Genomic DNA, 22,465 nt, shown 5'->3' on the forward strand with positions numbered 1-22,465 from the left:
GAATTTCAAACTTTTTTTCAATATAGAAAAAAACAGCAGATAATAAGCTCTGCTGTTTTTTGATATTTATATCTCATTTGCTAAATACAATTCAGGTTTTTTTGGTTTTGAAACAGTCTTACTCCAAACTTTTTTCCACAGAAGTATTTCTGCCGTAAATGTTATCACTAGAAATACCATGCTTTTTATGATTGACATTTTAGCTACCAAATCTTTATCCTGCGGAACTAACAGAAACCAGCTTACAATATATTCTTGCAAGGTTTCAAACAGCTTCACCCAAAAAGCAAAATCACTCCATTTAGTCGGCAAAAGCCACAGTGGAAACTTTGACAAAACCCATGGCAAGGACAATGCCAAGATCAAGAAAAACAAAAAGACACCGACATTTTTTACAACAGAATGTTGTGGTAACTGGCGGTTAATAGCAAAACATATCAGAAAAATGCCCACAACAATAGGCAGATAGGCAAATAAATTAAGCAGCATGACCATGCCGTTTCCATCTATAATGTGTACCTCAGATGATAGACCTATTTTCTGCGCCGCCAACACTATTTCTTCACGCGTCAGCTTATTTTCAGTATCTCTTATTTCTATATTTTTCCACTTCATTTCAGTGTTGGAATTCCCCGCAATTACCGTTTCTTCTTTACTTTGAAAGACTCCTGAAATCGTGTACTCTTTCTCTCCAATCTGAAAGCTTTCTCCCAAAACATCTTCGCTGCCCCAAAGAGTAAAAGCAAGCTGATTAGAAATCGCTGCGCGGTTAACATCCATTTCTCCGGGGTATCCCCCCATAAGAAATTCAGCTGGAAAAACAAGCGTGGGGTCACCGTCATAGTAAATAATCTTTTGTGTTGAAGCTGTTCTGAATGTCGTCATTGTTTCTCTCTGTTCTGTCCAGAAAGTGGGCCAAATGATGTTGTCAGCCTGCTCTGCAAAAGCACGCCTGCTCTGCAAAACTTGTTCTGCAGAAATTTCTTCTTGGCTACGCAAAGACCATCCCGGATAAACCTGTTTTAGCTCCTGTATATTTCTTAGACTAAGTACCATTCCGGCAAAATACAGAAACGAAAAAAGGACAATTAATGCGCTTTTTTTCCATAATCTCATTCTTCCATCACCCGCACTCTATCACCCGCTGCAATGGGTTTTGTACTGGTTACCACAATAGAAGCTTCCCACGGAATATTGCCTTCAACAGCTGCTTTTTCTGCTGTTTTAGCCGGCACCGTAACCGGATATTTTACCAACACGTTTTCAACTCCCAAGATGGTTGTGCGCTCTTCCATGGCTAAAATAAAGAAGCCATCTGAGTCAGAACGTACAGCTGCCAAAGGCAAACAGCTATCATATGTCTTTTTGCTTTGCAGCGCTTTCACACCCAAGCTTTGTCCGCTCTTCCATTTGCCCTCAGGAAGTTTAATCTTTGCTGTAGCCATGCCTGTTTCATCAGGTTGCGAAATAGAGATAATCTCACCTTGCAAAGCTTCTTCTGAATAATAGGAATCTGTCGTAACCTGAATTTCTACTGTCGCTTTGGGTGACAGCTTTTTGGCATCTGCTTTGGTAAATTGGGCTTCTGCCTCAAAACTTCCGGCAAGATTAGAAACTTGCAAGATAGTTTCGGCAGAGGTAACTGTACCTTCTGCCGGCAAAGTTTTTACTTCGCCATCTTGTGTGGTGGTAATGACACCTTTTGCATCAGCGATAGTTTGTAACCCTGCAATCTGTTCTTTTAATTTATCAATCTCTTTTTGTGTAGTTTCAACCGTGAGCTTCTTTTTCTGATCTTCAATATTTTTTTGATTTTGTGTTTGTGTATCTGCTTTTTGTGCGTTGGTCAGCGCTTGTCTAGCATCTTCAATCTGACGATCTGCACTTTTGATTTGCTCTTGACTTTGTTCTTTAGCTCCCGTCAAAGCCTGTTCTGCTCCAACAACGGCTTGTTCTGCCTGTCTGATTGCTTCTTCATATCCTGCCATATTTTCCACAGGAGATGAAGTTTCTTCAGGAATACTGGTATCGTCTGGTGAAGAGGTAGGCGCAGACTGATTTTTTGATTCTGCTGCGGCCTCTACTACTCTATTTTGTGCTTGTTGCCATGCCTCTCTGGCCGCTGCCAATTCAGCATTTGCATTGTCTAACGCTGTCTGCGCTTGCTGTACTGTTTGCGCTGCAGAATTCTTGACACTTTGATAATCTTCTTGTAAGCGACTCAAAGCCTTTTGCGCCATCTCTACTTGCGATTCTGATTCGACAGCAGGCAATTTCGATTCGTTTAAGTCTATTTCCTTAGAAGAGAGCTGACTTTTCAATTCATCCAGTTTTTCTGTTAACGTCTTTGTATCTACTTCCAAGAGAGAATCTCCAGCCTTTACGCTTTGACCCACCGTCGCTAGTAGTCTCGATACGGTTAGTCCTTCGGGCATTGTGATGTCAATGCTGTCTGAAGCTTTAACGTTTGCTGTTGCTGAAATAGCTTCTACAATTTCTGCACGTGATGGTTTTTCAGTTTGCACCCTGGCATAGGTGGCCCCTGAAATTCCTCTTGCTGCCACTGTCAAAATTAGCATCACAGCAAAGAAAACTACAATGTGTTTTCCGGCTCTTCTCTGGTTTTCATCTGTCATTTTCGGCAAATATTCTCGCCAATTTTTAAGCTTGCTTTCCTTATTTTGTACAATCATATTGCCTTCTGGCTGTCCTTCGCTTCTCATCCGTTCTGCTCTATGTTTTTGCTGTCTTCTTATCTCAAATTTCATATCTTCTTTACTCCTTAACCCCGGCTGATTGTATGCCAAGTACCAAATATTTCTGTCCAAACAAAAAGATGAGTGCCGCAGGAAGCAGCATAATCAATGATGAAACCATCGCTACGCCTAATTTCTCTTCGGCAATACGTGGCAAATAAAGCGAGAGCGGCCACAAACTAGGCGTTTTAAGAAATAGCATAGGCTGTTCGATAGCATTCCATGTATCCAAAAATCCCATAACAAGCGCCGAGAGAATGCCCGGAACACCAAGCGGCAGGCCGATACTGATAAACGTTCTGACATATCCCGCTCCGTCGACATCCGCAGCTTCAATAATGGAGCGGTGCACTGAATCAAATCCCTTTGTCATAATAAAAACCGGAAAAGCCGAAAAGGCAAACGGCAAAATCACAGCCCAGATGGTGTCCATTAAATGCAAGCTGTTAATCGTTAAGTAATTGGGAACCATCGTCACCTGAAATGGCAAAAGCATTAAAGATATGTAGAAAGCAAGAAGTGCTTTGCGTCCCCGAAATCGAAATCGAGAAAGTGCCCATGCAGCAGGAGTACCAAACAAAAGCTGTCCCAATACAGATGGCACCACTAATTTAAAGCTGTTCCAAAACATGACAAAAAACTGTGGTGTATCCAGCAAAAGTTCCGTTAGCGGCTGCAATGTTGGATATGACGGTAAAAGAGGCCATGAAGCCATCCCTTCTCTTCCTGAAATAACAGGTCCAATTGTATGGTTGAGCTCATCTTTTGCCATTAACGAACCGCTGAAAATAGACCATACCGCCCAAATTGTCGGGAAAAGTCCGATTAGCAAAAGAAGCGTAATCAATATTTTTTTTGTTTTTTGGGGTTTAGACACGACTTCTACCTCTCTACTTTTAATCTTCTGCCTGTAAAAATTTTTGGATAAGCATGATAATCACCAACAATACTAGACAAAGCAACACCGCTGCCGCACAAAGTCTGCTGATATCCATATTCACAAACCAGTTATTGAACAAATGCTGCAACAAATAAATGCTATCATGCGGATAAGAACCAGCAACCAAATAAGCTTCTCTAAAAACTTTAAAGCTATTTAGCAGTGAAATAATCGCAACCATTCCCAAAGTTGGAATCAGCGATGGAATGGTAATGTACCGGAAACACTGCCATGCCCCTGCCCCATCCACATTGGCAGCTTCATACATGCTTTCTGATATACCATCGAGCCCTGCTAACCACAAAACCATATCATAGCCGACGTTTTTCCACACGTAAGTTCCGACAAGCACCCAAAAAGCAGCTCCGCTATTCATAAAGCTGACACTCTCTGCTCCACTTTGAACCAGCATAGTATTGATAATGCCCTTGTCATGAAAAAGCAGCTGCCACAAAAGCACCATACTGGCAACAGGAATGGACATGGGCAGCAAATAAAGCGTCTTAATGCGCCTGCCCTTTGGGTGAATTTGTCTCATTAACAAAGCCAATATTAGACTGAGCAATAGCAAAATAGGAATGCAAATTCCAATAAACTTTGCTGTATTGACAGACGCCAGCTGAAAAGAATCATTTGAAATAACCGATTGATATTGGGCAAATCCCGCAAAATTTTGACCCACTACATCAAAGAAACTTCTGCGTACCGTGTCAAAAAATGGGAATACAAAAAACAGGCAAATGCCTGTCATACTAGGCAGCAAGAAGAAAAATGCTGCTTTTGCATCTTTATATTTCACTTTCTCTCTTGGAACATTCTTTTTTAGAATCTTCATGTTTTGCCTACTTTATGCTTTTATTTCTAGATAAAACCAGGGATAATATTCCATGCAATCAAAACAGAGTGACAAAGCAGAATATAACTACTCCGCTTTGTCTCTATTTATCATGTAAAGGTTTTACACTTGCTACAAATCCTCAGGAGGAAGAGTTACTGTGCTTTTTCTCCCAAATAAATCTTTGTTAAATCGTGAATTTTGGAAATCGCTTCTTCTTCACTGATTTTTCCTCTGGAATAATCCAAAACTGGCTCCCAAGCTTGTTTTCTAATTACATTATCGGTAATAAGAGGTGTTGTAAGCTTAGCAGTGATGCCATCCATGTCAATCGTCGCGCCAAAAGTCACTTTATATTCTTCTGCATTTTGTGGATATTGTTCCAGCATTTTTTCATAATCTGCTTTTGTTTTTTCAATTAATGCCGGGATTGCGGATTTCACAATTGGCAATGAATTTCTCGCCAACTTAGCCTGCATAGAAGTAGAAAGTGAGAACTGTACAAATTCAGTTGCCAAATCTTGATGTTTACTTTGTGAACTAACCCCCAGAATATTCCCAGGATTCCATGTGCCATTTGCTTTTACAGAGGGAACAGACAAAAATTGCTCGTCAGGATGAGCCTTTGGTTGTTCGTTATTTTCCCATGTCATTATGCCGTTTCCTATTTCATCTAGCTGATAGAGTTGTGTAACTCCCGCAATCTTTGCTTTTGATATCTTGCTGGCATACTGAGATTCTGAAATACTCTCAAGGTATCCGCTTCCCAATTTGAAGCTGCGATCAAAGTATTCAAATGGGTCATAGCCCTCTTCTTTTATGCTTTCTGCCGATTCAAAAATTTTATTTTTTTCTGCCAGTAATTTTACTTCTGCCATAAATGTTTTTAGGTTTTCTTCATTAATCTTTGAATCTTCAATAATTGCCAATTCGTTCACTGACCATAGTGTGTCATAGGCTGACTGAAAATCATAAAGAGCGAGAACCGGTTGTTTTTCGGGTAAGAGATTGTAGCTTTCCTGCCACATTTTTTCTTCTGTTTCTGAAGTCGCTTGCGTCTTAGATGGATCTAAATAAGCATCAGGATTAGCATAAAAATCTTCCATGCTAAAGGCAGCAGAATTTTGTAAAAGAGTCATCCATTTTTCATATGTATCCGCTTTTATAATCTCTTGGTCATCTGTGACAAGGGTATAGAAAGAAAAAGTGGTTGGTACATAAAACAGTCCTTTTTCTGTCTTCATTTGCTCCCCAAAGGTTCCATACATATCGGATGTATCTACTTTACCATCTAAATTCAGAAGCAATCCTTCTTTAGCGTATTTGCTGATAGGCGTTCCATCCAACAGCAAAATATCGGGGGCTTCTCCCGTCAACAATCGAGTGTTTAGCTGTTTAATCGCTTCGTCTATATTCGCACTGCTGTCAGACATACCTGTATCAACGATTCCTGTTTCGATATTAATGTCTGCTTCTGGGTGCTGTTGTAAAAACGCAGAAGTCAAGTATTGAAGGTTATTGGTACTGCTGTAATCTGAGTCTGTTAAGGTCCAAATGGTCAATACCGCATTGGGATTATAAGAGGCTTCAGGGTCATAATAATAGCGCCATAGTTCTTGTGCTGAATCTCCATATCCGTAACTTAAAAACTCCTCATCACTCAAAGCCATGAAAGTAGACGCATAATAATCAGGATTACCCAATGGCAGTTTTGAACCTTTTGCTTTTAACTTTAACTCGCTGCTTTCTTTGTCTATTTCATAAATGCCGTCATTGTTAGCAATATAAATTTTACCTGTATCCGAAATAGCAATCTTCGAATTGTAAGAATTGCTCCCTGATAAAGTAGTTGCTAGTCTTTTTGATTCTGCGCCACTCTGAAGATTAGCTACTACAAGCTCTGCTGTCTCATTTAAAGCAGATAGATAATATAAATTTTCCTTATCCGTTACGATGTCTGCGTTGCCGTATGTCAAATCCTCTGGCAAGTCATATAGCTTTTCACCTGTCTCAGGATTGAAGACAGCGTTTACACTCGTACCTCCATCTACTTGGCTGTAGCCGTTTTCTTCAAACTGTTCGTATACGGCTCCATGCACAAATTGAATGTAAAGCTTATCTGGTGCTAATGAAATCATTTTGTTTAGTTCAATGCTTTCGCCGGCTTGGTTAAGCTCATCAATTTGTTTGATTACAAGATCAGAAATTGTTCCATCTGTTGTAATCTTTTTCAACTGCAATTTCCAATTTTCTTTTTTAGTGTATGTATTCGAGCTCTCTCCAAAAACAGAATAAACCACACCATTTTCGTCAATGGTCGGCATATTCAGTGTCTCTGCATCTGAGATTGCTTTTATATCATCCGATTCGGGAACAAATTGTTTTCCCGGTCCGTCTGACTTTTGCCAGGTTTCTGCATTATCGGCACTTTCAATTTTTTGAGTCATTGAATAGTCATATGCTACAATTTTTCCATCTGTAAGCTTTTTAAAGGCTGACATAGAATTCATAAAGCTTAACTCTTCGGGGGTTACGTTTTTTCCCACATAGGCACCTTTTTCCCAACCTTCTGTGGAAGTTTTGGTGGCTGAAGCACCGTCTTTACCGGAATTTTCACTAGAACAGCCGGATAAGAGTAAAGCGGTCGCCAACACTCCGCTCAATATGCGCTTAAATTTTGTCATAATTTCCTCCTGAGTATAAATTCATAGTTTAATTACATCATGAAATTATTACAGAATTATTAAGAAGTTCTTACTATCTCTGTAATTTAAATTCATAAAGTAAAGCCTATCTTCTACAAAAAACATGTATTTCTATTAAATTTTGTTTCTCAAATAAAGACGAATTTTAAACTTTTACCCCAAAATGCCTGTTTAAGTATTGAATCATTTTTTTATTGCCGAGTTATAAACAAAATCACTTTTATAAAACTTTTTAAGGTTGTAAAAGCCTTTCTTGCATGTTAAAATAAAAGCAATTTAATAGCTTAGGAGGAGTTATCAAATGTTAAAAGTTGCAATGCTTAGCAAATGGCATGTTCACGCAAAAGATTATGCCCAGGTAGTTCAAGAAAGTGATTTGGCCGAAATCACTGCGGTTTGGGACGATAACGCAGAAAGAGGATTGGCATGGAGCAAAGAATTAAATTGCCAGTTTTACGAAGATTTAGATGAGCTATTAGCCGATTCATCTATTGATGCTGTTATCTGTGATACCCCAACCACACAGCATTTTGAAGTGATTTCAAAAGCTGTAAAGGCCGGCAAGCACATTTTTACAGAAAAAGTGTTGGCTGCTACGGTAGAAGAATGCGAAAAACTGACAGAAATGATTGAAAAAGCTGGAATCACCTTTACAATCTCTTATCCACTGCGCAGTCATCCAATTGAACTGTTTGCAAAAGAGAAAATTGACAATGGTGAATTTGGCAAAATCAACCTTATTCGTTTTCGCCGCGCACACAATGGTACAACCGCTAACTGGTTACCCAATTACTGGTATAATGAAGAAGAAGCTGGCGGCGGTGCTTTGATGGATCTTGGTTGCCACCCTATGTACTTAGCAGATTGGTTATTAACCAAACCAAAACATATTTCTGCTTTCTTGTCCTCTCCTTTTGGAACAAAAGTTGACGAAATGGCAGCTGTTACAATTGAATCTGAAGATGGTGCGGTATTTGTCGGTGAAACCTCTTTTGTTTCTTTTTTCTCACCAGATACTTTAGAAATTTACGGTTCAGATGCTACTTTAATTGCCATTGGCGATGATGTGAAATATGCATCCAAAGAAATTGGCTATACTTTTGTTACACCTAAACTGCCTGCTGCCCGCCCACTGCCCATTGAACTATTCTTGAAAGCATGTGTCGACGGAACAGGAACACCCAAGGGCTTTACAGCTGCGGATGGAACAGCTCTGACAAAATTGATTCAAAACGCTTATCTTTCAAATGAAAAGAAGCAAACCATTACTCTATAAAAAAGCGGCATAGCGGTGTACTTTACACCGCTATCTGTTTTTTCTTTCGTATTATAGGAGCATTTGTTAACAACTTGGTAATATCTGTTATTTATCATAAGTCTGGAGGTGTTTATTATGGCAAAAATTTTGGTTGCTGAAGATGAAGAAAAAATCAACGAACTCATCTGCAAAAATTTACAGCTGGTTGGGCACAAAGTTGAATCTGCCTTAAATGGCGAAATCGCACTTTCCTTAATTGAAAATAACGATTATGACCTAGCGCTTTTAGATGTGATGATGCCAGGACTCTCTGGCTTTGAAATTGCGCAAAAAAAGCAAAAAGATGTCCCGATTATTTTTGTCACAGCTAAAGATGGTCTTTCTAGCCGCCTATCAGGGCTAAACCTAGGTGCAGATGATTATATCACCAAGCCTTTTGAGATTTTAGAGCTAATTGCCCGCGTTAAAGCGGTTTTGCGCCGCACTCATAAGCAAGAAACCAGCTTTCAGCTTGGAGATGTGCTAGTTGAATTTGACGTGCACCGAGTCCGCAAAAACGGAGAAGATATCACACTCACACCTAAAGAATTTGAACTGTTAGAGACACTTGTAGTCAATCGAAATCTTGCCCTTTCACGTGACAAGCTATTGGACTTGATTTGGGGATATGATTTTGACGGCGATATTCGAACAGTTGACGTACATATACAGCGTTTGAGAAGTAAACTTGAGTTAAAAAACGAAATTGCAACCGTTTATAAGTTAGGTTATCGGCTAAACGCTTAAGCAGGTAATTATGAAACTACGATTTTGGCAAAAAACATATCTTTTGACACTGCTGCTTTTTGTTCTCTTCTTTTGCGGCGGTGTTTTTCTTATGGCCTTTTCTAATCAGCAAAAATTCATTTCTAAAGAAAAAGAATCGGCACTGTCTCAACAAGCCTATCGAGTTGATTCGATTAAAAATGATATGGGACAAATTCAAGCAGGACGTATGGTCACGCTAGCAGACGTTTTTACCACCTACAGCGATTATTATCAGCAAGAGGATACTCTTACTGAATTTCGCAGCTTAGATGATGAGGGCAACACTCTTGTTTTAGCCAGTTCTATTCCACAAGAATTGACTGCCAAATTTGACGCTGTGGTACAAAATCAACTGTCTCCTACGCAAGACAGCGGTAATGTTCTTCTCACTGAGAACGGTTATTTTTTCTGCATATCTTCTCCCCTAGATGACTCTCACTATTTTATTACCGTAATTGATTTTTCTCCTTTGTTTGCTGAGCTTCGTTCACAGCGCGTTTTCTACACCTTGCTTTGTTCCTGTATTTCTGTGTTATTGGCTGTCGTCTTATTCTTTGTACTCCGACGCATTTCTTACCCTCTACAGAGACTTTCTGCCACAGCTGATAAAATTGCAGGAGGTGCTTTATCTGTACGAGCAGAAGTCAAAGGTCATGATGAGATCAGCGAATTGGCTTCTAGTTTTAACAACATGGCAGAATCGGTTGTTTCAAAAATGGAAGCTCTTGAGATTGCAGCCGAGCAAAAAGAGCGCATTTCTGACAATCTTTCTCATGAAATTAGAACCCCGCTCACTGCAATTCAAGGGTATGCTGAATATATGATTCTTGCCAATATTACAGAAGAAGAACGTGAAAAAGCGCTGGGCTATATCATTGAAGAAAGCCAGCGCTTGCAAAAAATATCCGATCGTATGCTAAAACTATCTGTCATGCGGCGTGAAGAGGTAGAACTTCTGCCACTTTCAATTGTACCCATTTTTGAACACGTCGCTTTGACTATTTCTGCCAAGGCTGCTAAGCAAAAACTGCGTTTTCAAATTGAAAGAGTGCCTGATATCACCATTAACGGTGATGAAATCTTATTAGAAAGTCTATTTACCAATATTGCCGACAACGCCCTCAAAGCGTGTCGTAACACAGATGATTTTGTTTCTATCTCTTTTCGTGTTCTGCCTGAAGAGTTATGTGTCGTCATACAGGATACAGGCGGCGGTATGACAGAAGAAGAAGTAAAGAAGCTCGGTGAGCCTTTTTACCGCCCTGACAAAGCACGAAGCCGAAAAGCCGGTGGTGCAGGTCTTGGTATCACACTTTGCTGCCAAATCGCTCTTTTACACAAAGCAAAGTTGGTTTATTTTTCTAAGCTGGATGTCGGCACAGAAGTGCATATTAGTTTTCCATTAATCGAACCCCTACCTTTAACGCGCGAAATGGAGGTGATATCATGATGAAGATGAAAAACACCAAAGGTTATTTCCGCACCATTTTAAGCGCGGTTGTGTTAATTGCAGTGGCCCTTTTCAGTTTATGTGGCGGTTTACTCTTCACACAAAATCGTACCCTTGGAAAAATGGAAGATAACACGGTACCTAATTTGCCTGATTTACCCGAATTATCAAGCGAATTTGCAAATACAATTGTCATCAAAGAACCTTTCAACGATTTGGCTCCTCAATTTATTTCAGAACAGCTTGCCATGACGACTGCCAATGAAATCTGCAATACTATTTTTAGAGAAGAAATTACTGGCAATGCGATTCTCAGTTTAGATCACACAATCACCGGAGAAGAAAATGAAATTTTCTTCTGGCAGGGCGCAGCTGTTACAAAAAACGATGGCATATTCCTTTTTTCAATTGGTGCCGATGATGGGCAAATCTTATATGCAAAAATATCACGCCCTAATAAGGATGATAATAGCGAACTTATAAGTCTGATGGAGAAAATGGATTACACCTCCGTACAGATAAGTAAAATTAACTATTACAAAAAAATAAATGATTCATCCTCCACTGAATCCGCCCCCTCTATGGCGTCACAAATACTAGAAGAAGAAGGATATTACTATGATGAAGGAATCTCCTATTCTTTCGAAGAATATGTCAAAAACAGAGAAGCTCAATTAATGCAAGAAACCTCATACAACATTGAAAATTTTTCCAACCAATACGAGAAAGCTTTCCTGTCAGCTTATTCACTCATTAAAAACAATATTATTCCCAGTAATTCGACAAAATCTTTAAAAGACTCTTTAGCTTTTTTATATGTGGCTCCAAGCTATTACGATGAAAATAGTGAGGTAATGGTCGCTTGGTCTAATGCAGGTTTTTTGTTATCTGACGATAGCATGCTACTACTAGATATATCCGATTCTGGTCAATTAGATTCTTTTCAATATTATCCGCAAAATTATCCCTCGTTATATGAATGGCTTGAAAAGAAATTACCTCTAGGCTCTATTTTTTATCCCGAAGACTATAGCACTTTTGGGTATTATGTGTCCTTTTAACTACTACCTTACGATTCCAATCCTAATTCGTCTATCTTCTGACGAAGCTTTAAAAAATCCTCAAAAGCACCTGGTTTATTGTTTGGATTGCGCAAAAGAGCCGCAGGATGCAAAGTACCCATAAAGAGTGTGCCATTTTTTTCAAAGAAAATGCCATGCTCTTTTGTTATTTTGATGTCCTCTTTAATCAACTTAGCCGCAGCAATTCTGCCCAAACACACAACAATTTTAGGACGAATCAACGCAAACTGATTTCTAAGCCATTCTGTACAAGCCTTTTGTTCTTCTGGCAACGGATCACGATTTTTGGGCGGACGGCATTTGACAATATTGGCAATATAGATGTTCTTTTTGCGGTCTAAATCAACCGCTGCTAACATTTTATCTAACAGCTGGCCACCTCGCCCAACAAATGGCTCTCCTTGTAAATCTTCATTCTCACCAGGGCCTTCTCCCACAAACAAAACTTTTGCTTTCGGGTTGCCAACGCCAAACACTACATTTGTTCGGGTCTCACATAGACCGCATTTACGGCAAGATTTGCAGTCACTTTCTAACTCATCCCAATTTGTATACATATAATCTCCTTTTTTGGATATTCATAAATCAAACGAATAAAATTTCAATTTTTGGATTTTAGGAACTAAATATTACTGATTTATACTATTTTATCATATTTTTAAAAAGAAAACACGTATCAGGTTGAAAAATAATGAAAATGGGAGTAATATTATATATGAAATGAATGGTAGCGCAAGGAGGAAATTTATTAATGAAAGTTATGGTAGAAACATCTGCACGTCATGCTCACCTTTCTAATGAGCATTTGGCTATTTTATTTGGCGAAGGGGCAACTCTAACTAACAAAAAAGATTTATCTCAACCCGGACAATACGCCTGCGAAGAAAAAGTTGAGGTAGTTGGACCAAAAGGTTCTATTGTTTTGACGATTCTTGGACCCACAAGATCTGAAACTCAAGTTGAATTGGCCGCCACAGAAGCTAGAAAACTTGGCCTTAAAGCTCCTGTTCGTGAGTCCGGTGATTTAGTTGGTTCTGCCGGTTGCACAATTAAAGGACCAAAAGGCGAAATTGTAATTGATAAAGGTGTTATTATTGCCAAGCGTCATATTCATATGCGCCCTGAAGATGCTGAAGCTTGTGGTGTAAAAGACAAACAAATCGTCTCTGTTAAAGTTGGCGAGAACGGTGGACGTTCATTGATTTTTGGTGATGTCGTTTGCCGCGTAAACTCTTCTTATGCCTTAGCTATGCATGTTGACACAGATGAGTCTAATGCTGCTGGTCTTTCCGGCGCAGTTGACGGAGAAATTATTGTTTGATAATGCCATTAATAAAAAAGAACCGAAAAGAGTTTAGCTCTCTTTTCGGTTCTTTTTTATATTTTTATAATTATATCCCAAAGAGCAAATTGAGGGAAAGATTACTCTTCCCCTCAATTTTATTTATCTTTTACCTGTTTGATTGCTCATCAAGGTAAAGATTATTTTTGGTTAACTTTGTTTGTCATGTAGTTATCCAAGGATTCTTTTTCTGCATTATAAACTGTCTGAGCTTCGGTCAAAACATTCTCTAAGCCCAAAGAATTCAATGTAGTAATGTAAGCATCCCATGTATCAACAGATTCTGAACCTGCGACAACGCCCCAGAGATATCTGTTCTTTTCATCTTCAACATCAGTTTTGCTCTCGACCCATGCTGTCAAAGAAGCTGGGTTTTTCCACTCTACGATAGTAGCAGCGAAGTCACGGCTATTTTTAGCAGCGTTTTCAAACAAAGCAGTTGTTTCAGGTGTGTTAACAATCAAAGCATCATCTTTACGGTTGAAGAGGTTGTTAAGCAAATCAAGTCCGATATTCTGAGACTGATTCTCTTCTGAACCAAGAGCTACGATAGGATTGTAAATGCCATCATCAATTGTGTAATCTGTGCCTTCTATACCGAAAACTCTTTCTGTATAGTTTTCTGGGCTTGACATATCATCCCAAATGGCATAAATTCTTTCTGGATCTTTTGCATTCTTTGTGATACCGAAGTAAGCCCATGCACCACTGGTAGCAGGATCTTCTTGTGGGTTTTTGTTTTCGCCGGTTACCATCTCAATCGGAGCCCACTTAGCATCAGGATTTGCTGCATAGAAAGCTTTCATGATTGGGTCATTCGGGTTGTTCCAAGTAATCCAGCTGTAAGTTACACCAAAACCGCCTTTAGCCATTTCTTCGTCACGGTTTGTGTCTTGTGTAATGTTAGGAGTGATATAGCCCTTTGCATACAAATCAGCAACATCAGCAACCCATTTTTTAGTATTATCTTTAGCAGGACCATATCCAATATTGCCATCAGCATCTACAACAAATTTGTCATAGTGAGTGTCGCCGTAAGATTGAATCCAAGGCCAGAAGGAACGGAAATCATATCCGTCGCCGCCAAGGCCATAAGTATCTTTTTTGCCGTTGCCATCAGGATCATTCTCTGTGAATGCCTGCATAACAGCTTCTAGCTCTTCAACTGTGGTAGGAACTTCTAAGCCTAGTTTATCTAACCAGTCTTGGCGAATCCACAATGTTTCGCATGAAGGCTCTGCAACGTCACCAGGGATACGGTAAACTGCACCGTCATCTTCTGTAGCATAATACAGAGATTTGGGGTCCATTGTGTTGTAGTAATCACGCATATTGGTGTATGTGTTCATGTATGTTGAAACGTCAGTCAAGAGACCAGCGTCTTTCCACTGCAAGAACTCATTGTCCATGCTCCACCACCACATAACATCAGGTGTTTCTTCTCCGCTAGCCATCAGCAAGCTAATTTTAGCTTGGCCGTCTGACCAACCAGGAAGAACAACCAAATTGATATTTACGTTGTATTTCTCTTCCAGCATTTTTTCAATACGGCTGTCAGACTGTGTGTAACCAGTCATAACGGCAACTGAAAGATCCATAGTATCTTCATAGGCTGTAGGATCAACTTTAGCACCTTCTGTTTCAGGTGCATCAGTTTTGCTTTCGTCTGTTGTTGAAGATGAGCTTTCTGCAACTTTAGATGAAGCTTCGCTTTTGCTGCTAGTGTCTCCTTTTGAGCCACAAGCGCTAAGAGCAGTCATGGTCATCACAAGGGCAAGAAGCAGACTAAATAACTTTACGGTCTTTTTCATTTGCAATATTTCCTCCTTAAGAAAATCTTTTATAGTTATCAGCGAATCGCTGATATACTCCATCTGATATTAGCCTTTAACGCCGCCAATCATAACACCTTTAACAAAGTATTTTTGAACAAACGGATAAACAATCAAAATTGGTACTGTCGCCACGATAATAGAGGCAGCTTTAATGGTTTCGGCATTTGTGTTGGTTTGTGCTCTCACATTAACGCCTGCACTCTGCATAGCTTGCTGTGTATTTGTCAGCATATTTCTCAGCACAGCTTGCAGCGACCATTTATCAGTAGCTTGAATATACAGCACGGTAGACATATAATCATTCCAGTAGGTAACAGCAGTGAAAAGAGCAATAGTTGCAATTGTTGCTTTTGACAACGGGATAATAATTTGGAAGAATATAATCAAATCATTTGCACCATCAATTCGTGCAGATTCTTCTAAACTCTCGGGAATGGCTGAGAAGAAACTTCTCATAATAATGCAGTTATAGGCACTAACCATTAACGGAAAAATCAATGCCCATATATTGTCATACAGACCAAGATTTTTAATAAGCAAATAGTTTGGAATCATTCCAGCATTGAAAATCATCGTAAACAAAACTAGAAACATAAATAATTTGCCGCCGCGCAATCTCTTTTTGCTAAGAGGATAAGCTGTCATAGCCGTCAGCAATGTACCAAGAATTGTACCCACCAAAGTAACAACAATTGTCACAAAAAAGCCGCTAAAAATGTCAGGACTCTTAAAAACAGATTTATATGTGTCTAAATTGAATCCCTTTGGGTATAAAAACAGACCACCGCGCAAAGCTGCATCTGTTGAACTAAAAGAGACCATCAACACGTGCCAAAACGGATATAGCACTAACAGACAAAGTACGACAAAAAATGCGTAATTAAAGATAGTAAATATTCTTTCACCTGTCGAAATATTTATAGAATTTTTCTTTGTTTTCATTTTCATGCTCACTTTCTTACCAAATTGAATCGTTGCCACTCTTCTTTGCAGCAAAGTTAACGCTGTAAATCAGAATCAAGGCTACCAGTGATTTAAACATACCTGCTGCCGTTGTAAAAGAATAGTCCGTTTTTTGAATACCCATTCGATAAACATAAGTATCAATAATATCGGCAACGTCATAGACAAGTGCAGAATAGAGCATGAAAATTTGGTCAAAACCTGCATTAAGTATGTTATTACAATTCAAAATCAAAGTGATAATAATCGTTGGCATAATAGCCGGAAGAGTAATATGAAGCATTTGTTTAAAACGTTTTGCTCCATCAATAGAAGCAGCTTCATAAAGCTGAGGATCGACACTTGAAAGAGCCGCCATATAAATGATAGTACCCCAACCCATATTCTTATAAACATCTGAAACAACAAGCATGGGCACAAAAGAGGATGTATCCGTTAACACTTGCATATCTTTACCTGTAAATACTTTTAAAACACCGGTAAGCAAACCTGTGCTTGGGTCTAACAGATTCATAACAATACCTGCCATGATAACCCAAGAAATAAAGTAAGGTAAATATAATAGAGTTTGTGAAATTTTCTTAAATTTCAAACTCTTCATTTCATTCATCATCAATGCCAAAATAATTGGAAGTGGAAAGCCAATAAGCATTTTCAACACACTGATTACCAATGTATTCTTTAAAACTTTTAGGAAAGCAGGTTTGGTAAACAATTTTACAAATTGATCAAACCCAACCCATGTACTTTTATCCGGAGCAAATGGATTATAATTCATAAATGCAATTTTTAAATCAGTCATCGGAATGTATTTAAAAACCAAAAAAAAGATTGCACCAGGAAGTAAAAGTAAATATAACCACTTATTTTGCACAATACTTTTACCTAATGTAACCCAATAACCGCTTTTTTTAGATTTGCCTCGAAGCGCTTCGCTCGCCATCAAACTTCCTCCTTGAATTATCAATTCACTAATTACAAAAGAAAATATGCACTTTATTTAGTGCTATTTATTTTACTTTTGCATTATCTGAAATACATGATAGCACTTTAGATGTACATTGTCAATATAAATTGGCTTTTTTCATATTTAAAAATAGACAAAAAAACAAGTGTTCTTGAGTATAAAATCAAGAACACTTTAAAACTATATTATAACCTATTGAAGAATTAGTGCAGATTTTCTAAGAATGACTTCTGTAGATACATAAACGGTTTCAAAAGGCATACCAGGGTTCTTTAATCTCCAAAAAATCTGCTGTGCAAGTCTTCTGCCTAATTGATAATTATCTATTTTCACAGTAGAAAGTGGTGGATTAACAATTTTTGACTGATTTTCGTCATCAAACCCAGTCACTGCCAAATCTTTTGAAATTTCAATGCCATGCATTTGGGCATACATATAGAAATTGAAAGCAATCTTGTCATTTGCACAAACTAAAGCCTCCGGCAAAGTGAAATTCTCTAAAACATCTAGCATCTCTCGATCATAATAATAATGAAATTCTGTTGGCCCACATAAACACATTTTTTTATCAATTGGCAAGTGATGCGCTTTCATGGCCGCTTCAAAGCCTTTCCAACGTTCATACACAGATTGACAATATGTAATGTCACCAATAAAGCCGATCTTTTTGCATCCATTCTCAATCAAAGCTGATGTCAGTTTATAAATACTCTGAAATCCATCTAAAATAAAAATATCTTTTTTAAGTAAATAATCTCTAGGGGCATCCAAATAAACACAAGGAATTCCTGTCTGATTGATTTCTTCGATAAATTTTTGCCGAAAAACAGATAAGCAAATCACTCCTGTTGTAAAAGACGGATCCAAGTTTTGTGGCAAAGAAAGATTTTTTTCTTCTTCTTCACTGACAAAATTTACTTGGCATATTCCGTTATTCTTTCGAATCTCGTCACAAATTCCCATAACAATTCGATTCCAAAAATCAGAAGTTTTTTTAGAAATTAATACCATAAAATTGCGCTGTGTAGAAAAAGATGAAATTTTGATCTCTTTTAGGGCCTCAGTGCTTAGCTTTGAGTATTTCATCTTATAGGCAGTACGAATTACCTTTGTCTTTGTTTCATACGAAACCGATTCATCTAAATTCAGCGCTTTCGCAACAGTATTTCTGGATAGACCTGTTTCCCTCGCAATATCTAAAATGGAAACCTTTTTCAAGTTTATCTCCCCTGTCTCTTTATATCTTTTAATTATACCTATTAATTTCTCTTTCTGCAACCAAATAATTTCGTTAGAATTACCGTATTTATTCTTAATAAACTATTAAAAAAAGAGATTTCTTGCTTAAAATAGGCAAGAAATCCCTTTTTTTAATTATGAAGCCCAAAACTTACTGAAATTGCTTGGTTCACTTTGTTCATTGCTCCATCGTCCAGAGAACCCATTTTCTCTTTTAATCGATGCTTATCAATCGTTCGTACTTGTTCGAGCAACACAACCGAATCTTTCATAAGACCCGTATTTCCAGCATTAATTTCAATGTGTGTCGGAAGATTTGTTTTATCCCGCTGGCTTGTAATAGCGGCTGCTATCACAGTGGGACTAAATTTATTTCCTACATCATTTTGAACAATAAGTACCGGTCGCACTCCGCCTTGCTCAGAACCAACTACAGGACTCAAATCCGCATAGTAGATATCTCCACGTTTTATGTTCACGGTTTTCACTCTCCGTTATAAAATCTTTGTTATTATTCTCTGCCCTTTTGCAGAAATTTAATCATATACCGCATAAAAATTTTAATATCCTTATACCATTTTATAACGAATCGCTGTTTTTGTGATTAAAATGGAGCTTCTTTTAAAAAAAGTTGTCCCGCAAACAAAAAACTGCCTGCAGGGTTAGCTGCAAGCAGTTTCGTATTGTTATATTGCCATCATGTTATGAAACAATTCCTTCATCAGAAAAAGCATTGAATTCTGAATTATCTGTCTTTTTCTCTGCTGCACCAGCTTTTTCAATGGCAACGTCAGAGTAACACTGCATTCCCGTACCAGCAGGAACAAGCTTACCAATAATAACATTTTCTTTTAGACCAATTAGATGATCTACTTTGCCCTTAATGGCTGCATCTGTTAACACTCTGGTTGTTTCTTGGAAAGAAGCCGCTGACAAGAACGAATCTGTTGCCAGAGAAGCTTTTGTGATACCAAGCAGCATTGGGGTGTACACAGCTTCTTGAATACCTTCTTCTCCATTATTAATTCTATCCGCAATTGCCAAATTCTCATGGAACACTTCGTTTCGATCGGCCAACGAGCTAACAAGAAAATCGGTGCTGCCAGAATCTTCGATTCTAACCTTACGCATCATTTGGCGAACAATGATTTCAATGTGCTTATCATTGATATCAACACCCTGCATACGATAAACACGCTGCACTTCTTGAATCAAGTAGTCTTGAACAGCCTGCACACCTCTAACTGCCAAAATATCATGCGGGTTGACAGAACCTTCAGTAATCAGCGTTCCTTTTTCGATGAAATCTCCCTCTTTAACTGTTACATGAGAGCCATAAGCAATCAGATAAGAACGAGAGTCACCGTCTTCATTGTTTGTAACCACAACATGACGATTTTTCTTGATTTCTTGGAAAGAAACAGTACCTGAAATTTCACTAAGAATAGCCACACGTTTTGGTTTTCTGCCTTCAAAGAGTTCTTCAATACGCGGCAAACCTTGTGTGATATCTTCGGCACTCGCAACACCGCCGGTGTGGAACGTTCTCATTGTCAGCTGTGTACCAGGTTCACCGATAGATTGAGCCGCAATAATACCAACTGCCTCACCAACTGTAACGGCTTTACCGTTAGCAAGAGAAGCACCGTAGCATTTTTTGCAAACGCCATTTTTAGCACGGCAATTCAAAATAGAACGAATCTCAATTTTCTCGACACCACGTCCGATAATGGCATCCGCATCCGCATCATCCATCATCTTATCTTTTGAAACGATGACATTGTTATTTTCGTCACAGAAATCATAAACCAAGTAACGTCCTATTAAACGCTCTTTCATCGGCTCAATAGACTCTTTACCCGAACGAATATCAAAGACTTCAATACCCTGTGTAGAATGACAATCATCCTCACGGATAATAACATCTTGCGCAACGTCAACCAAACGTCTGGTCAAGTAACCAGAGTCAGCGGTTCTCAAAGCAGTATCAGCCAGACCTTTACGAGCACCACGAGAAGAAATGAAGTATTCCAAAATGTTAAGGCCTTCACGATAGTTAGCCTTAATCGGAATTTCAATTGTTCTACCAGATGTATTCGCAATCAATCCACGCATACCGGCAAGCTGTCGAATCTGGCTCATCGTACCACGAGCACCTGAATCAGCCATCATATAAATCGGGTTATAACGGTCAAGACCTTTTTGCAGAGCCACTGTTACTTCATTGGTGGTAACAGACCAAGTATCCAAAACCATTCTATAACGTTCAGATTCTGAGATAAAGCCGTCACGATAGTCAGCCGCAATATTATTAATCGAAGCTTCAGCTTGTGCAATCAATGTCTTTTTCTCTTCCGGAATGGTTGCATCACAAACCGCAACGGTAATACCGCTGATTGTAGAATATTTGTAGCCCTGTGCCTTAATATTATCCAACACTTCAGCTGTGTGCTCTGTACCATGCACTTTAATACATCTTTCAACGATTTGTCCAAGCTGTTTTTTACCAGCCAAGAACTCAATCTCAAATTTGAGTGCATTTTCAGGTGTACTTCTATCTACATAACCCAAATCCTGTGGGACCGGATTGTTAAATATAATTCTACCAACTGTTGTTTCTGTCAGACCAGTTAAAGGTTCACCGTTGAATTCTACGGTTCTGCGCACTTTAATTTTAGCGTGCAATCCTACTTCTTTTGCATCATAGGCCATAAGAGCTTCGTTGATGTCACGGAAGCATTTACCGTCACCCAATTCGCCATCTTTATCCAGTGTCAGGTAGTAAGAACCCAGCACCATATCCTGTGTTGGAACAGCAACAGGACGACCGTCAGACGGTTTCAAAAGGTTGTTAGCAGCCAACATCAAGAATCTAGCTTCTGCCTGTGCTTCTGCAGATAGCGGAACGTGAACAGCCATCTGATCACCGTCAAAGTCAGCATTATAAGCCGTACAAACCAATGGATGAAGCTTCATAGCACGGCCTTCAACCAAGACCGGTTCAAAAGCTTGAATGCCCAGTCTATGCAGTGTAGGCGCACGGTTTAATAGAACCGGGTGATTTTTAATGACAACTTCAAGAGCATCCCAAACTTCTGGTCTAGCTCTTTCAACAGACTTTCTAGCAGCTTTAATGTTACCAACTGCATTGGTTTCGACCAAGCGTTTCATAACAAACGGCTTGAAAAGTTCCAAAGCCATTTCTTTAGGCAAACCGCACTGATACATTTTGAGTTCTGGACCAACAACGATAACCGAACGACCAGAGTAGTCAACACGTTTTCCCAACAAGTTCTGACGGAAACGACCCTGTTTACCTTTAAGCATATCAGAAAGAGATTTAAGGGGGCGGTTATTCGGTCCTGTAACCGGACGGCCACGTCTGCCGTTATCAATCAAAGCATCTACTGATTCTTGCAACATTCTCTTTTCATTACGAACAATGATATCAGGTGCACCAAGTTCAATCAATCTTTTTAGACGATTGTTACGATTGATAACACGGCGATATAAATCATTCAAGTCACTGGTAGCAAAACGTCCACCATCCAGTTGTACCATAGGACGAATTTCCGGGGGAATAACCGGAACTGCATCCATAATCATCCAAGAAGGCTTATTGCCTGACTGACGGAAAGCTTCTGCCACTTCAAGACGTTTAAGAAGTCTGACTCTTTTTTGTCCGCTGGCAACTTCCAATTCTTCTTTTAGACGAATAGATTCTTTTTCAACATCAATTTCTTCTAAAAGCTTTTTGATAGATTCAGCGCCCATGCCGGCATCAAAATCATCGTCATATTTTTCACGCAGATCACGATATTCTTTTTCTGTAAGTGTCTGCATTTTAGAAAGCTCTTTTACATTACCTGGGTCAGTAACGATATAAAGGGCAAAATAAAGAACCTTTTCAAGCACTCTTGGAGACAAATCCAAAATCAAGCTCATTCTTGAGGGAAGTCCCTTAAAGTACCAAATATGCGAAACCGGAGCCGCCAACTGAATGTGTCCCATGCGCTCACGACGAACCTTGCTGCGAGTAACTTCAACACCGCAGCGGTCGCAGATTTTGCCTTTATAACGAATTCTTTTATACTTTCCGCAATGACATTCCCAGTCTTTCTGCGGGCCAAAAATACGCTCACAGAAAAGTCCGTCTTTTTCGGGTTTCAACGTTCTGTAGTTGATCGTTTCAGGTTTTTTAACCTCACCATATGACCATTCACAAATCTTATCGGGAGAGGCTAAACCAATTTTTATCGACTCAAAAGTATTAAATTCCACACGCA

17 protein-coding genes are annotated in these 22,465 nt (G+C 39.0%); 5 read left to right on the forward strand and 12 right to left on the reverse strand.

What is annotated here, in order from left to right:
- Window positions 1–66: 66 nt before the first annotated feature.
- The 5 genes from CS931_RS03400 to CS931_RS03420 form a co-directional block, all read right to left on the reverse strand.
- Complete coding sequence (locus CS931_RS03400; RefSeq protein WP_099204342.1) at window positions 67–1,116, reverse strand: ABC transporter permease; 1,050 nt, start codon at window positions 1,114–1,116, stop codon at window positions 67–69.
- On the reverse strand, window positions 1,113–2,768 hold the full coding sequence (locus CS931_RS03405) for an HlyD family efflux transporter periplasmic adaptor subunit (protein WP_099204343.1): 1,656 nt from the start codon (window positions 2,766–2,768) through the stop codon (window positions 1,113–1,115). The genes CS931_RS03400 and CS931_RS03405 overlap by 4 nt, the downstream gene beginning before the upstream one ends.
- A gap of 7 nt (window positions 2,769–2,775) precedes the next feature.
- On the reverse strand, window positions 2,776–3,633 hold the full coding sequence (locus tag CS931_RS03410; RefSeq protein WP_242964888.1) for a carbohydrate ABC transporter permease: 858 nt from the start codon (window positions 3,631–3,633) through the stop codon (window positions 2,776–2,778).
- Between the two features lie 19 nt (window positions 3,634–3,652).
- A complete protein-coding gene (locus CS931_RS03415) occupies window positions 3,653–4,531 on the reverse strand; it encodes a carbohydrate ABC transporter permease (RefSeq protein ID WP_099204344.1) in 879 nt (292 codons plus the stop codon).
- A gap of 155 nt (window positions 4,532–4,686) precedes the next feature.
- Complete coding sequence (locus CS931_RS03420) at window positions 4,687–7,215, reverse strand: type 2 periplasmic-binding domain-containing protein (RefSeq protein ID WP_099204345.1); 2,529 nt, start codon at window positions 7,213–7,215, stop codon at window positions 4,687–4,689.
- A 322-nt stretch (window positions 7,216–7,537) separates the two neighbouring features.
- Here CS931_RS03420 and CS931_RS03425 point away from each other — a divergent pair, with 322 nt between their 5' ends.
- From CS931_RS03425 to CS931_RS03440, 4 genes are all read left to right on the forward strand, one after another.
- Window positions 7,538–8,512, forward strand: coding sequence for a Gfo/Idh/MocA family protein (locus tag CS931_RS03425; RefSeq protein ID WP_099204346.1), 975 nt, complete (start codon window positions 7,538–7,540; stop codon window positions 8,510–8,512).
- 117 nt (window positions 8,513–8,629) lie between these two features.
- Window positions 8,630–9,280 (forward strand): response regulator transcription factor, encoded by a 651-nt coding sequence (locus tag CS931_RS03430; RefSeq protein ID WP_099204347.1) that lies wholly within the window; start codon window positions 8,630–8,632, stop codon window positions 9,278–9,280.
- 10 nt (window positions 9,281–9,290) lie between these two features.
- Complete coding sequence (locus CS931_RS03435) at window positions 9,291–10,751, forward strand: sensor histidine kinase (RefSeq protein WP_099204348.1); 1,461 nt, start codon at window positions 9,291–9,293, stop codon at window positions 10,749–10,751.
- On the forward strand, window positions 10,748–11,812 hold the full coding sequence (locus tag CS931_RS03440; protein WP_099204349.1) for a hypothetical protein: 1,065 nt from the start codon (window positions 10,748–10,750) through the stop codon (window positions 11,810–11,812). The genes CS931_RS03435 and CS931_RS03440 overlap by 4 nt, the downstream gene beginning before the upstream one ends.
- Window positions 11,813–11,820: 8 nt before the next feature.
- Here the strand turns inward: CS931_RS03440 and CS931_RS03445 are convergent, their stop codons facing one another.
- The gene (locus tag CS931_RS03445) at window positions 11,821–12,390 is read right to left on the reverse strand and encodes a uracil-DNA glycosylase (protein WP_099204350.1); all 570 of its coding nucleotides are present in this window, start codon (window positions 12,388–12,390) and stop codon (window positions 11,821–11,823) included.
- Between the two features lie 194 nt (window positions 12,391–12,584).
- On the opposite strand from CS931_RS03445, the gene pduL reads away from it, so the two are divergent.
- On the forward strand, window positions 12,585–13,154 hold the full coding sequence (pduL, locus tag CS931_RS03450) for a phosphate propanoyltransferase (protein WP_099204351.1): 570 nt from the start codon (window positions 12,585–12,587) through the stop codon (window positions 13,152–13,154).
- 161 nt (window positions 13,155–13,315) lie between these two features.
- Here pduL and CS931_RS03455 read toward each other — a convergent pair whose 3' ends face one another.
- The 6 genes from CS931_RS03455 to rpoC all read right to left on the reverse strand — a co-directional run bounded on the left by CS931_RS03455 (window position 13,316) and on the right by rpoC (window position 22,460).
- Window positions 13,316–14,986 (reverse strand): type 2 periplasmic-binding domain-containing protein, encoded by a 1,671-nt coding sequence (locus CS931_RS03455; protein WP_159459729.1) that lies wholly within the window; start codon window positions 14,984–14,986, stop codon window positions 13,316–13,318.
- A 69-nt stretch (window positions 14,987–15,055) separates the two neighbouring features.
- Window positions 15,056–15,952 (reverse strand): carbohydrate ABC transporter permease, encoded by an 897-nt coding sequence (locus tag CS931_RS03460; RefSeq protein ID WP_200814931.1) that lies wholly within the window; start codon window positions 15,950–15,952, stop codon window positions 15,056–15,058.
- A gap of 16 nt (window positions 15,953–15,968) precedes the next feature.
- On the reverse strand, window positions 15,969–16,916 hold the full coding sequence (locus CS931_RS03465) for an ABC transporter permease (RefSeq protein ID WP_099204353.1): 948 nt from the start codon (window positions 16,914–16,916) through the stop codon (window positions 15,969–15,971).
- A gap of 216 nt (window positions 16,917–17,132) precedes the next feature.
- Window positions 17,133–18,158, reverse strand: coding sequence for a LacI family DNA-binding transcriptional regulator (locus CS931_RS03470; RefSeq protein WP_143826226.1), 1,026 nt, complete (start codon window positions 18,156–18,158; stop codon window positions 17,133–17,135).
- Between the two features lie 152 nt (window positions 18,159–18,310).
- Window positions 18,311–18,658 carry a type II toxin-antitoxin system PemK/MazF family toxin gene (locus CS931_RS03475; RefSeq protein ID WP_099204355.1) on the reverse strand — a complete coding sequence of 116 codons (348 nt, stop codon included), beginning with the start codon at window positions 18,656–18,658 and terminating at the stop codon, window positions 18,311–18,313.
- A gap of 223 nt (window positions 18,659–18,881) precedes the next feature.
- On the reverse strand, window positions 18,882–22,460 hold the full coding sequence (gene rpoC, locus CS931_RS03480; RefSeq protein WP_099204356.1) for a DNA-directed RNA polymerase subunit beta': 3,579 nt from the start codon (window positions 22,458–22,460) through the stop codon (window positions 18,882–18,884).
- Window positions 22,461–22,465 lie beyond the last annotated feature (5 nt).

It is taken from the genome of Scatolibacter rhodanostii (assembly GCF_900197595.1).
GTDB classification, from domain to species: domain Bacteria; phylum Bacillota; class Clostridia; order Oscillospirales; family Acutalibacteraceae; genus Scatolibacter; species Scatolibacter rhodanostii.

Excerpts from the sequence above, each read along its gene's own strand:
- pduL (WP_099204351.1), top strand. The coding sequence starts at position 12,585 with ATGAAAGTTATGGTAGAAACATCTGCACGTCATGCTCACCTTTCTAAT.
- CS931_RS03415 (WP_099204344.1), bottom strand. The coding sequence starts at position 4,531 with ATGAAGATTCTAAAAAAGAATGTTCCAAGAGAGAAAGTGAAATATAAA.
- CS931_RS03435 (WP_099204348.1), top strand. The coding sequence starts at position 9,291 with ATGAAACTACGATTTTGGCAAAAAACATATCTTTTGACACTGCTGCTT.
- CS931_RS03425 (WP_099204346.1), top strand. The coding sequence starts at position 7,538 with ATGTTAAAAGTTGCAATGCTTAGCAAATGGCATGTTCACGCAAAAGAT.
- CS931_RS03465 (WP_099204353.1), bottom strand. The coding sequence starts at position 16,916 with ATGGCGAGCGAAGCGCTTCGAGGCAAATCTAAAAAAAGCGGTTATTGG.
- CS931_RS03460 (WP_200814931.1), bottom strand. The coding sequence starts at position 15,952 with ATGAAAACAAAGAAAAATTCTATAAATATTTCGACAGGTGAAAGAATA.
- CS931_RS03430 (WP_099204347.1), top strand. The coding sequence starts at position 8,630 with ATGGCAAAAATTTTGGTTGCTGAAGATGAAGAAAAAATCAACGAACTC.
- CS931_RS03445 (WP_099204350.1), bottom strand. The coding sequence starts at position 12,390 with ATGTATACAAATTGGGATGAGTTAGAAAGTGACTGCAAATCTTGCCGT.
- CS931_RS03455 (WP_159459729.1), bottom strand. The coding sequence starts at position 14,986 with ATGAAAAAGACCGTAAAGTTATTTAGTCTGCTTCTTGCCCTTGTGATG.
- CS931_RS03420 (WP_099204345.1), bottom strand. The coding sequence starts at position 7,215 with ATGACAAAATTTAAGCGCATATTGAGCGGAGTGTTGGCGACCGCTTTA.
- CS931_RS03400 (WP_099204342.1), bottom strand. The coding sequence starts at position 1,116 with ATGAGATTATGGAAAAAAAGCGCATTAATTGTCCTTTTTTCGTTTCTG.
- CS931_RS03440 (WP_099204349.1), top strand. The coding sequence starts at position 10,748 with ATGATGAAGATGAAAAACACCAAAGGTTATTTCCGCACCATTTTAAGC.
- CS931_RS03405 (WP_099204343.1), bottom strand. The coding sequence starts at position 2,768 with ATGAAATTTGAGATAAGAAGACAGCAAAAACATAGAGCAGAACGGATG.